Annotated in this window: 11 protein-coding genes; 3 read left to right on the top strand and 8 right to left on the bottom strand. The window is 61.0% G+C overall.

Going from position 1 to position 10153, the window contains the following annotated elements; genetic code table 11:
* Positions 1-169: 169 nt before the first annotated feature.
* From phoR to QQJ86_RS15450, 3 genes are all read right to left on the bottom strand, one after another.
* Positions 170-1474 carry a phosphate regulon sensor histidine kinase PhoR gene (gene phoR / locus QQJ86_RS15440; RefSeq protein ID WP_423372806.1) on the bottom strand — a complete coding sequence of 435 codons (1305 nt, stop codon included), beginning with the start codon at positions 1472-1474 and terminating at the stop codon, positions 170-172.
* A gap of 13 nt (positions 1475-1487) precedes the next feature.
* The gene (phoB, locus tag QQJ86_RS15445; protein WP_188792565.1) at positions 1488-2177 is read right to left on the bottom strand and encodes a phosphate regulon transcriptional regulator PhoB; all 690 of its coding nucleotides are present in this window, start codon (positions 2175-2177) and stop codon (positions 1488-1490) included.
* Between the two features lie 148 nt (positions 2178-2325).
* Positions 2326-4023, bottom strand: a complete 1698-nt coding sequence (locus QQJ86_RS15450) for a M48 family metalloprotease (RefSeq protein ID WP_345782821.1) — start codon at positions 4021-4023, stop codon at positions 2326-2328.
* Between the two features lie 114 nt (positions 4024-4137).
* Here QQJ86_RS15450 and grxC point away from each other — a divergent pair, with 114 nt between their 5' ends.
* From grxC to QQJ86_RS15465, 3 genes are all read left to right on the top strand, one after another.
* Positions 4138-4398 carry a glutaredoxin 3 gene (grxC, locus tag QQJ86_RS15455; protein WP_284321861.1) on the top strand — a complete coding sequence of 87 codons (261 nt, stop codon included), beginning with the start codon at positions 4138-4140 and terminating at the stop codon, positions 4396-4398.
* Positions 4395-4778, top strand: coding sequence for a carboxymuconolactone decarboxylase family protein (locus QQJ86_RS15460; RefSeq protein WP_284321862.1), 384 nt, complete (start codon positions 4395-4397; stop codon positions 4776-4778). Before grxC ends, QQJ86_RS15460 begins: the two co-directional genes overlap by 4 nt.
* Before the next feature lie 317 nt (positions 4779-5095).
* Positions 5096-6109 carry an isocitrate dehydrogenase gene (locus tag QQJ86_RS15465; RefSeq protein WP_284321863.1) on the top strand — a complete coding sequence of 338 codons (1014 nt, stop codon included), beginning with the start codon at positions 5096-5098 and terminating at the stop codon, positions 6107-6109.
* Between the two features lie 45 nt (positions 6110-6154).
* On the opposite strand, the gene QQJ86_RS15470 is transcribed toward QQJ86_RS15465, so the two are convergent.
* The 5 genes from QQJ86_RS15470 to thiD form a co-directional block, all read right to left on the bottom strand.
* The gene (locus QQJ86_RS15470) at positions 6155-6619 is read right to left on the bottom strand and encodes a carboxymuconolactone decarboxylase family protein (protein ID WP_284321864.1); all 465 of its coding nucleotides are present in this window, start codon (positions 6617-6619) and stop codon (positions 6155-6157) included.
* 84 nt (positions 6620-6703) lie between these two features.
* On the bottom strand, positions 6704-7162 hold the full coding sequence (locus QQJ86_RS15475; RefSeq protein ID WP_284321865.1) for a carboxymuconolactone decarboxylase family protein: 459 nt from the start codon (positions 7160-7162) through the stop codon (positions 6704-6706).
* Between the two features lie 38 nt (positions 7163-7200).
* On the bottom strand, positions 7201-8100 hold the full coding sequence (gene sigJ / locus QQJ86_RS15480) for an RNA polymerase sigma factor SigJ (RefSeq protein WP_284321866.1): 900 nt from the start codon (positions 8098-8100) through the stop codon (positions 7201-7203).
* A gap of 61 nt (positions 8101-8161) precedes the next feature.
* Complete coding sequence (locus QQJ86_RS15485; RefSeq protein ID WP_284321868.1) at positions 8162-9085, bottom strand: aspartyl/asparaginyl beta-hydroxylase domain-containing protein; 924 nt, start codon at positions 9083-9085, stop codon at positions 8162-8164.
* A gap of 97 nt (positions 9086-9182) precedes the next feature.
* Positions 9183-9968 (bottom strand): bifunctional hydroxymethylpyrimidine kinase/phosphomethylpyrimidine kinase, encoded by a 786-nt coding sequence (gene thiD, locus QQJ86_RS15490; RefSeq protein WP_284321867.1) that lies wholly within the window; start codon positions 9966-9968, stop codon positions 9183-9185.
* Positions 9969-10153 lie beyond the last annotated feature (185 nt).

The raw sequence follows: 10153 nt of genomic DNA on the forward strand, positions 1-10153 counted from the left end.
GCAATGCTGTGAGCTCTTCAGGCCATTTCTTTGGGTTACTTTTCTTTGGCCAGCAAAGAAAAGTGACTCGGGCACTTTAGGGTCCGAAAGCGCCGCAGGCAATGTCACAACACACGAGATACCCAACTGAGGCGAGACGCTAATCAGGCCCAAAGGAGAGAGGAAGTACCTATTCAGCAGACCTGGCTTCGTGCGTTTCCGGCGCCAGCAAGCGTTCGCGGCCGAAGCAGCAAGTAAAGGTAGAACCCTGTCCGGGTGTGCTGCGGATATCCAGGCGTGCCTGGTGTAGGCCAAGCACGTGTTTGACGATGGAAAGCCCCAGGCCCGTGCCGCCGCTGTCGCGCGAACGGCTGGATGACACGCGGTAGAAGCGCTCGGTGAGGCGGGAGAGGTGGTCGGCGGGAATGCCGTAGCCGGTATCGGTTACCGAGTAGTTCGCGCCGTCAGCAGTGCGTTCCCAGCGGATGGTGATGCGCCCGCCGGTGGGCGTGTAGCGCACCGCGTTGCTGACCAAGTTGGACAGCGCGCTGTGCAGATCCTTCGGCGAACCGAGCAGATCGATGTTGGCGGCGTTTTCGACCGTGATGCTGTGGCGGCCTTGGCTCAGCGCTTCGGCCTCCTTGCGCAGCGTGGCGAGCAACGGTGCCATCTGCACGCGTTCCTCACTGACGTGGTCCTGCGTTTCCAGGCGCGACAGCGTGAGCAGATCTTCCACGATCTGACCCATGCGCTTGGACTGCGCGCGCATTTCGCTGAGCACGGGTGCCAAGTGCGGTACGTCTTCGGGATCGAGCAGTTCGAGATACCCGTGGATCACCGTGAGCGGCGTGCGCAATTCGTGCGAGACGTTGGCGACGAAGTCGCGGCGGATCTGTTCCAGGCGCGACATGTGGCTGATATCGCGCGCCAACAGCAGACGTTGGCGCTGGCCGAACGGCAGCAAGGTTACGTTGATGTGGCGGCTCGGTGCACCGGGTGCGCTGACGTCGTTCAGCGGCTCTGGCGAGGGTTCTTCCAGCCAGCCGGCCAATTCGGAGTTATGCAGTTTTTCCTTCAGCACCACGCCGCGATCCTGCGGACGGCGCAGACCGAGCAGGCTTTCCGCCGCGTGGTTGAACCAGCGCACGTGCTGGTCCTGGTCGAGCAACACGATCGCGTCCGGCAGGTTGCCTGCGGCACGGCGTAGATCATGCAGGTTGGCGGCTAGGCGTCGGGAGCGCATCATGAATCGATCATGCCGGGGGTCATAGGGAACGTCGTAGGGAGCGTCCTCGGGGGGCTTGGACGATAAGCTCATGATGGGCTTAGCAATGTGACGCAAATGCGTCAACAGCAAGACAATCTCTGCTATGGCGACTAGTGCCACACCACTCGCTACGTGCCCTCCGGCCAGCCATCCGCCGAAAGCGCCCGCAACCAAACCGCCGGTCAGCGCGAGGGGAAGTTTCCAGGCGCTTTTGACCGGCTGTGTCATGGCGGGGTCTAGATCAGGGGCTGGCTGAGAAACGATAGCCAGCGCCTCGCACCGTCTGCACCATATCCTCAAGCTTCCACGGCTCAAGCGTCTTGCGCAGGCGGCGAATGTGGACATCCACGGTGCGCTCTTCCACGTACACGCTGCCGCCCCACACGTGGTCGAGCAGCTGGGCGCGTGAGTAGACGCGTTCCGGATGGGTCATGAAGAAGTACAGCAGTCGGTATTCGGTGGGGCCGATCGGTACCGGCTCGTCGCCCGCGAACACGCGGTGGGCCGGGCCGTCGATGCGCAGCCGGCCCAGTTCCACCATGCCCGAACCATCGTCGCCCTGGCTGCGCCGCAGCACCGCCTTGATGCGTGCGATCAATTCGCGCGTGGAGAAGGGCTTGACGACGTAGTCGTCCACGCCGGCTTCCAGGCCATTGACACGATCCATTTCCTCGCCGCGTGCGGTGAGCATGATGATCGGGATCTCGCGGCTGAGTTCTTCCTTGCGCAGGCGGCGAGCCAGATCCAGGCCGCTGGTGCCGGGGAGCATCCAGTCGAGCAGGATCAGGTCGGGCACCTGCTCGGCGATGGACATCTGGGCCGTGCGTGCATCGGCGGCCTGCGCGGTATCCATACCGGCCTTGCGCAGGGCGAAGGCGACCATGTCGCGGATGGAAGCTTCGTCTTCAACAATCAGGATGCGTTTGTGCACGCGAAGGTCCGAGTAGGTGGCCTATGACGCAATTATTGCAGCGGTGAAATGTTACGCGGCAATGACACAGCGTGAAAACGCTGCACTGATAGGGGGTTAGAGATGACAAAAGGTCGTCATCCGGGATGACAATTCCAGCTTTACGTCTTTATTGGCCTGGATTGGCACCCCAACCCAGACAAATCCGCCCTTTGCATCCCGACCCAAATTGCTGCTGCGTCTGGCTGGTGCCGTCCGGGTTGTCATCCGTGGATACGCGGCGCTTGCGCAGCTCCATCACCAGCGGGGTGAGTTCGGCGATGTGGGCCTGGATGCGGGCGCGTGCGTAGTAGTCCAGGTCGTTGCGCTTGAGTAGGGTTTTCAACTGTTCCATGGCATCGAACGGCCGGCCGGAGAGGTAGCTGGCTTGCGCGTAGGCTTCGCCCGCACGAACCGCTTGGTCAGCCCGTTCGCTGGCGCGGGCGTAAGCGGTGAACAGGCCAGGCTCGTCGGTGTCTTCCAGCATTGGCCGCAGCATGCTGGCAGCCTGCTCGGCCTGGGCTTTGCTGCCGCCCTGGGTGAGTGCGTTGGCGTAAGCCACGCCGATGGCCTTGTTGCGCGGGGATTCGGTATTGAGCGCAGCGTAGATATCCAGCGCCGCCGCACGCTGGCCGTCCTGCAGGCGCGCGTCCGCCAGCGCCAGGCGCAGCACCAGGTTGTCCGGGTTCTTGTCCACCAGCGGCTGAAGCTGGGTGATGGCCTTGCCGCCCTGGCCGCTGCGGATCAGCGCGAGCGCATAGCCGTAGTGGATTTCCGGTGTGTTGAAGCGCCCATCCTGGCGGCCAAGCAGACCGGCGTAAAAGCTGCTCATGCGGTACGCGTCATCAGACAGCACACGCACGCGTTCGCGCATCAGCAAATAGGTGCTCGGGCCTTTGCCGGCGCTGTGCGAGGAGGGGAGCAGCGAGGTCGCGTCCTTCACGTAGACGATGGGTGCGGTCTGCTTTGCCCAGCTCTCTTTGTCCAGCAGATTGCCGCTGGGTTGCAGCTTCTGGGCGGCAATCAGCGAGCCAGCACGTGCTTTCGCGTCACTGATGCGCTGTGCCGTGACGGGGTGATCCAGCAACAGGGACGGCACGTTGATGCCGCCCGAATCCGCGCTCATTTCATCTTCCATGCGCGCGAAGAAACCGGCCATGGCGTTCGGGTCATAACCGGACTTGGAGAGTGTCTCGATGCCGGTGCGGTCGGCCTCGGCTTCGTCCTTGCGGGTGAAGTTGATCTGTTTCTGCATCAATACGCCCTGGCCGCCCAGCAGTGTGGCTGCGGCGGCTTGGCCGCCAGCCGCGCCGCCCGCAGCAATGGCGCCGAGTGCGATCAGGGCCATCAGCGGTGTGTCTTTCTTCGCTGCCTCGTACGCGCGCTGCAGGTGGTTCTGGGTGATGTGGCCGATTTCGTGCGCCATCACCGCCGCGAGCTCATCCTCGCTGCGGGTGATGATGATCAGTCCCGAATTCATGCCGATATAGCCGCCGGGCGCCGAGAATGCGTTGATGACCGGATCCTTGGCGATGAAGAACGCGAAGTGATCCTTCGGCTTGGCCGAGTTGGCCACCAGGCGAAAGCCCAGGTTGTTGATGTAGTCGTCCAGCAGCGGGTCGTCCACGACCATGTCCAGCGCGCGCATTTGCTGCAGCATCATGGCGCCGTAGTCCTGCGCTTCCTGCGGGGAGATCAATGCATTGGCTGAGCTGCCGAGGTCAGGGAGGCGGATGTCGTCAGGCCTGTCCTGGGCGCCCGCGGCAAAGGCCACGGTCGCAGCAGCCAGCGCGGTCAGCAGGCGTTTATGGAGGTTTCGATGCGGCATGGTCATAGATGAACGACAATAACACTGAGACCATTCACTGATATGGCAGTTCAGCATCTTGGTTTCAAACACAGACACCGCCATTTATTGCGCAAGTTATTCCGGAGCTTTGCGATGCCCAAGATCGAAGTTTATTCCACTGCGGTATGCCCATACTGCGTGGCCGCCAAGAACCTGCTGAAGGCCAAGGGCCTGACGTGGGAGGAAGTGCGGGTAGACACCGATCCGGCCCAGCGCGACACCATGCTCCAGCGCAGTGGCGGTCGCCGCACCGTACCGCAGATCTTCATCAACGATCACCTTGTAGGCGGCTATGACGATCTGGTCGCTGCCGATCGAAGCGGCAAGCTGGCGCAGCTCTTGGAGGTTGCATGAGTACCGAGAAGGATCGCGTCGCCGAATTCACCGCCTTCCGCCAACGCATGAACGAACGCATCCTGGCCGAAGACAACCAGGTGGTACGCCGCTTCTTTGCGCTGGACACGCAGACTTACAAAGCCGGCGCGTTGGATGTGAAGACCAAGGAAATGCTTGGTCTGGTCGCCTCGATGGTGCTGCGTTGTGATGATTGCATCAGCTATCACATTGCGCAGTGCAAGGAAGTGGGCGTGACGCGCGATGAATTTTTCGAGGTGTTCAGCGTCGGCCTGGTCGTAGGTGGGTCGATCGTGATTCCGCATTTGCGGCGTGCGGTGGATTTTCTGGATCGGTTGGAAGGCGGTGCAGAGGCTGCCAACTGCAGCGAGCATGCGTAACGCATTTGCGCCCCCTCCCCTTCGGGGAGAGGGCGGGGGTGAGGGGCGAACCTCGCGATAAAGGTAAATCGAAGCGACTCTCCAATTGAGATCTGTGGCAAGCCTTGTCCCCCTCACCTCAATCCTCTCCCCGGAGGGGAGAGGAGGAAGAGCAGTATTCGAGCAACCGCAACGCTCCATACGAGCATTTGCAACGCTTCCCAACCATATCCAGGCTGTTCGCCGACAAGCCCATCAGGGATAATTGTGCGGTTTTCAGCTAGGCGCCTTCCCCCCTGCGCGCCGGCTCCCCCGCTTCATTCCCAAGGAGTTTCCCCATGAGCAAGACCATTGCGGTGATCCCGGGCGATGGCATCGGCCCGGAGATCATGACCGCTACGCTGCGCGTGCTCGACGCGCTCGATTGCGGCCTGACCTACGACACGGTCGAAGCCGGCATGATCGCGCTCGAAAAGCACGGTGACCTGCTGCCCAAGCCCACGCTCGATGCGATCGCCAAGCACCAGGTGGCGTTGAAGGGCCCGCTGACCACGCCGGTAGGTGGCGGCTTCACGTCGATCAACGTCACACTGCGCCGCCATTTCGATCTGTACGCCAACGTGCGTCCGGCGATCAGCTTCCCCGGCACCAAGGCGCGTTACGACAACATCGACATCATCACCGTGCGCGAGAACACCGAGGGTGCGTATCTCTCCGAAGGGCAGACGCTATCGGAAGACGGTGAATTGGCCACCTCGATGATCCGCGTTACGCGCAAGGGCTGCGCGCGCATCGTGCGCTATGCCTTCGATATGGCGGTGAAGAAAGGTCGCAAGAAAGTCACGGCCGTGCACAAGGCCAACATCATCAAGACCGCTTCAGGTCTGTTCCTCAACGTGGCGCGCGAGATTGCGAAGGATTATCCGCAGATCGAGTTCAACGAGATGATCGTGGACAACGCCTGCATGCAGCTGGTGATGCGTCCAGAACAGTTCGACGTGATCGTCACCACCAACCTGTTCGGCGACATTCTTTCCGATCTGTGCGCCGGCTTGGTCGGTGGCTTGGGTCTGGCACCGGGCGACAACATCGGCGAGCACGCAGCGATCTTCGAAGCGGTGCATGGTTCTGCGCCGGATATCGCGGGTAAAGGCATTGCCAATCCCTGCGCGCTGCTGCTTGCTGCAGCCGACATGCTCGATCATCTGGGCATGGTGGAGAAGGGCACCAAGCTGCGTGATGCGATTCGCGACACGATGGCGAACGATCGCGAACACGTTACGCCGGATCTGGGTGGCAAGGGTTCGACGCAGACGTTTGGTGAGGCCATTGCCAAGCGCGTGAAGGTGTAATGCATCTTTACTCCCTCTCCTCTTGGGGGAGAGGGAGCATCAGCTTTAAGCCGCCTTTTGCTTCACTGGCTTGAAGCTGCCCGGCTCCGTCTTCGACGGTATCGCGATGCGATTCCAGCCGTTAATCATGATCACCAGCAGATTCAGGTCCATCAGTTCTTTCTCGCTGAACTGCGCGCGTGCTTGTTCGTAAACTTCATCCGTCACGCCGTGTACCGGATCGAGTCGCGTGACCGCTTCGCACCACGCCAGCGCTGCCTGCTCGCGTGCGCTATAGAACGGCGCTTCGCGCCATGCCTGCAGCAGATACAGACGCTGTTCGGTTTCGCCATCGGCACGTGCTTCTTTGCTGTGCATGTCGATGCAATAGGCGCAGCCGTTGAGCTGCGAGGCGCGTAGCATCACCAGATGCACCAGGCTTTCTTCGAGACCGGACTGGTCGATATGCGCCTTCATCGCAAACAGCGGTTTCAGGGCTTCGGGATATGTGTAGTAGGAAAAACGTGACATGGCATGCATTCCTCGTGTGGGGTGGCCGTCATCGACTGTTCAATGCAAGGACGAGCCACCTGGCCATTTCGTGACAGCGGATGCTCAGCCGAACATGCCGGGCTTGTAGTCGCCTGCCACCGTATGCGCGGCAAGGTTGATCCGATTCCAGGTGTTGATGTTTGTCACTAGCAAGGTGAGATCGACCAGTTCCTTCTCGTTGAAGTGACGACTCACTTCCGCGTAGAGGGCATCCGGCACCGAGTCGCCGGGAACCAGCCGGGTGAGTGCCTCGGCCCACGCGAAGGCAGCGCGTTCGCGGTCGCTGTAGAACGGCGCCTCGCGCCAGCCTGCGATCACGTATAGGCGCTGCTCGGTTTCGCCGGCGGCGCGTGCGTCCTTGCTGTGCATATCCAGGCAATAGGCACAGCCATTGATCTGCGAAACGCGCATCAGCACCAGCTCGATCAGCGCCGGCTCCAGCGTGCCTGACTTGATGTGCTTGCTGAGGGCGAACAGTGGCTGCACAGCCTGAAAATGCTTCTGGATGTTGAAACGGGACATGGTGGGCTCCTTGAATAGACGCGGCCGGAATTGGCCGTTCAATGCAAGGACGGACCAGCCGGCGATTTCGTGACAGCGGCCAGTCGCGCCAATTTTTGTGGATTGCGCAGCGCGTGCAGAGCGGTGATGTGCTCACCGTCGCACTCAATCCAAACGACGGTAGTCAGCTCGCCGTCCACCCACGTCAGAAGTGCAGGCTCGCCGTTCACCATGCGCAGATCCCGACGGATGTCGTGACCTTGCTCATGTTTGTAGATCTGCAGGTACAGGCGCGTGATCCGCTCGCTGCCGAGCAGTGGTCGCAGCGTTGCGGCGACCAGACCGCCACCATCGGCGACTTGCACCGCATCCTCTGCAAGCAACGCGCGAAGGTTTTCTTCGGAAGGGCGCCGCAAGGCCAGGGCGAAACGTTCCAGCAGGCGCCGCTGGGTTTGCGTGTTGGTGTTGAAGCGAACACGTTCCTCGCGCAGTCGTTGTTTGGCGCGATGTGCGCGCTGCCGGCAGGCTTCTTCGGTGATGCCGAGGATGCTTGCTGCTTCGGTGTGGCTGTAGTCGAAGACTTCGCGCAGTAGGAACGCGGCGCGCTCTTCCGGGCTCAGCCGTTCCAGCATCAACAGAAAGGAATGAGTGAGCGTTTCGGCTTGTTCGGCTTGCGAATCCGGCAGCGCTTCCGGCTCTACCAGCGGCTCAGGCAGCCATGGGCCGGTGTAGTGCTCGCGCTCCACCTTGGCGTGGCGCAAGCGATCCAGGGCGAGGCGGGTGGTGACGGTCACCAGCCAGGCTTCGGCATCATCCAGTCCGGCTTTGTCCTGCGCATGCCAGCGCAGCCAAGCGTCGTGCAGTACGTCTTCGGCATCCGCCTGGGTGCCGAGCATGCGGTAGGCGAGCCCGAGCAGGCGAGGGCGGTGCTTCTGGAACAGGTTGGTGTGGGCGTCCATGGTCGTTTCCGGTTGGGGCTTATAGCCAGGACGCGCTAGCTATCGAAAACGTGACAACTGCTTAGTGAACGAAAGGCCAAGGAGCCAAAAACACCAGCCAGATAAAAATCAGCATGCCGATGTACTTCACTGTGCGAAACAGCCTCGGGTATTTCTTCTTGAACACGCGGCTGCGCTCGCGACCGCGGGCGTTGAGCGCGAACATGCGGTTGACGAAGCCGGTTTTTTCTTCCGGCGATTCGGTGTTCGGCGAGGCGGTGATCTTGCCCATGAACGCGCCGACGCGATGGTTGATTGCGCTCATCAAGCGCGTGCGCAGCGGGCGTTCGACGTCGGCGAACAGGATCACGCGTGTCTGATTGGTCTTGTTTTCCACCCAGTGCACGTAGGTTTCGTCGAACACCACATCCTTGCCGTCGCCCCACGCGTGTTCTTCACCGTCGACGAAAATGCGGCAGTCGCGCGAGTTCGGTGTGATCAGGCCAAGGTGGTAGCGCAGCGAACCGGCAAACGGATCGCGATGCGGATTGAGTTTGCTGTGCGGTGCGAGCGTGGCGAACATCGCCGCTTTCACGCTGGGAATCGAGTTGAGCAGCGCCACGGTCTTCGGGCACAGCGTTTCCGCAGATGCCAACGGTTCGCCGTACCACTTCAGGTAAAAACGCTTCCAGCCCTGCTTGAAGAAGCTGTTGAAGCTGGCGTCGTTATGTTTCTCGGCTGCGCGAATATGGCCTTCGTCGAACAACTGCAGTGCTTCTTCGCGGATGGTCTGCCAGTTGTCGCGCAGCAGATCCAGTTGAGGAAAACCGTCGCGATCGAGGATGGGCCGCGCCGGTACCGCCGAGAAGGCATACATCAAGAGGTTATAGGGCGCGAACACGGCAGAATGATCCACCAACTGGCGATCAAAGCGAAGTCGTGAGCGGCCACGCAGGTGCACCAGCAGCACACACAGCACGAAGGCCAGCAGTACGTAGAGGATGATGAAGCGGGGGCTGAGGAAATCCATCGTGGAAGCGGCTCGGGGGATGGCCTGAATATGTGGCCGGATGGCCGCTTGGCAATTTTACGGCAAATTCCGTTCAGTGACGGAGCACGAAGATCGCACCACGACCTGGGCGATAGCCGTTTTTAAGTGCGCGCTGCACGTAGGCGACCGCTCGGCGCACCGCTTGACGTGGCGCTGAGCCCTTGGCCAGTTCCGCGGCGATAGCTGAAGCCAGCGTGCAACCGGTGCCGTGGCCTTCACGCGGAAGACGGGCATGGCGGATGTCGATCGATCCACGTGCATCGAAATAACGATCTACGACATCGTGGCCTCGACCGTGTCCACCTTTCAGCAGCACGCTGCGGGCACCGAGTGCAAGCAAGGCCTCGCCTGCTTCCGCAAGTTGCTTCGATGTTTTCAACGGGTGGCCCAGTAGAGCTTCGGCTTCCGGCAGGTTCGGTGTCAGTACGTCGGCGAGCGGGATCAATTCGTTGATCATCGCCTCAACCGCGTTTTCGTCGAGCAGGCGCGAGCCGCTGGTGGAAATCATCACGGGATCGACCACGATCCATGCGGGTTTGCGTTTGCGCAGTTCCTTTGCGACGAGTCGCACCGTGGCGGCATTGCCCAGCATGCCGGTTTTCACGGTAGCGATAGGGAAGTCGTCGAACACAGCCTCAATCTGACTACGGATATGCGCGATCGGTATCGGATGTACAGCAGTCACGCCGCGCGTGTTTTGCGAGGTGATGGCGGCAATGGCGGAAAGGCCGTGCACGCCGTGTGCGTGGAAGGTTTTCAGGTCCGCTTGAATGCCGGCACCACCGCCGGAATCGGAGCCGGCGATGGTGAGTATGATAGGAGGAGAGGCATTCCTCATCAGAATTCCATGATGCACAATCTTGCCTTGCCGTCATTCCCGCGAAAGCGGGAATCCATCTTCGCCTCCACATCAGGGCAAATGGATTCCCGCTTTCGCGGGACGTTTGAAAAACCTGCCTGTTCACATGCAGTCACCCGCGACACATTGTGAAACAAGCGCCCATAGCGTGCCGTCTTTTAACG

The sequence above is a fragment of the Dyella acidisoli genome, from assembly GCF_030160295.1.
GTDB classification, from domain to species: domain Bacteria; phylum Pseudomonadota; class Gammaproteobacteria; order Xanthomonadales; family Rhodanobacteraceae; genus Dyella_B; species Dyella_B acidisoli.

What these genes read in the sequence shown, in the direction of transcription:
- phoR (WP_423372806.1), bottom strand. Translation starts at nt 1,474, where the DNA reads ATGACACAGCCGGTCAAAAGCGCCTGGAAACTTCCCCTCGCGCTGACC.
- QQJ86_RS15450 (WP_345782821.1), bottom strand. Translation starts at nt 4,023, where the DNA reads ATGCCGCATCGAAACCTCCATAAACGCCTGCTGACCGCGCTGGCTGCT.
- grxC (WP_284321861.1), top strand. Translation starts at nt 4,138, where the DNA reads ATGCCCAAGATCGAAGTTTATTCCACTGCGGTATGCCCATACTGCGTG.
- QQJ86_RS15460 (WP_284321862.1), top strand. Translation starts at nt 4,395, where the DNA reads ATGAGTACCGAGAAGGATCGCGTCGCCGAATTCACCGCCTTCCGCCAA.
- QQJ86_RS15465 (WP_284321863.1), top strand. Translation starts at nt 5,096, where the DNA reads ATGAGCAAGACCATTGCGGTGATCCCGGGCGATGGCATCGGCCCGGAG.
- QQJ86_RS15470 (WP_284321864.1), bottom strand. Translation starts at nt 6,619, where the DNA reads ATGTCACGTTTTTCCTACTACACATATCCCGAAGCCCTGAAACCGCTG.
- QQJ86_RS15475 (WP_284321865.1), bottom strand. Translation starts at nt 7,162, where the DNA reads ATGTCCCGTTTCAACATCCAGAAGCATTTTCAGGCTGTGCAGCCACTG.
- sigJ (WP_284321866.1), bottom strand. Translation starts at nt 8,100, where the DNA reads ATGGACGCCCACACCAACCTGTTCCAGAAGCACCGCCCTCGCCTGCTC.
- thiD (WP_284321867.1), bottom strand. Translation starts at nt 9,968, where the DNA reads ATGAGGAATGCCTCTCCTCCTATCATACTCACCATCGCCGGCTCCGAT.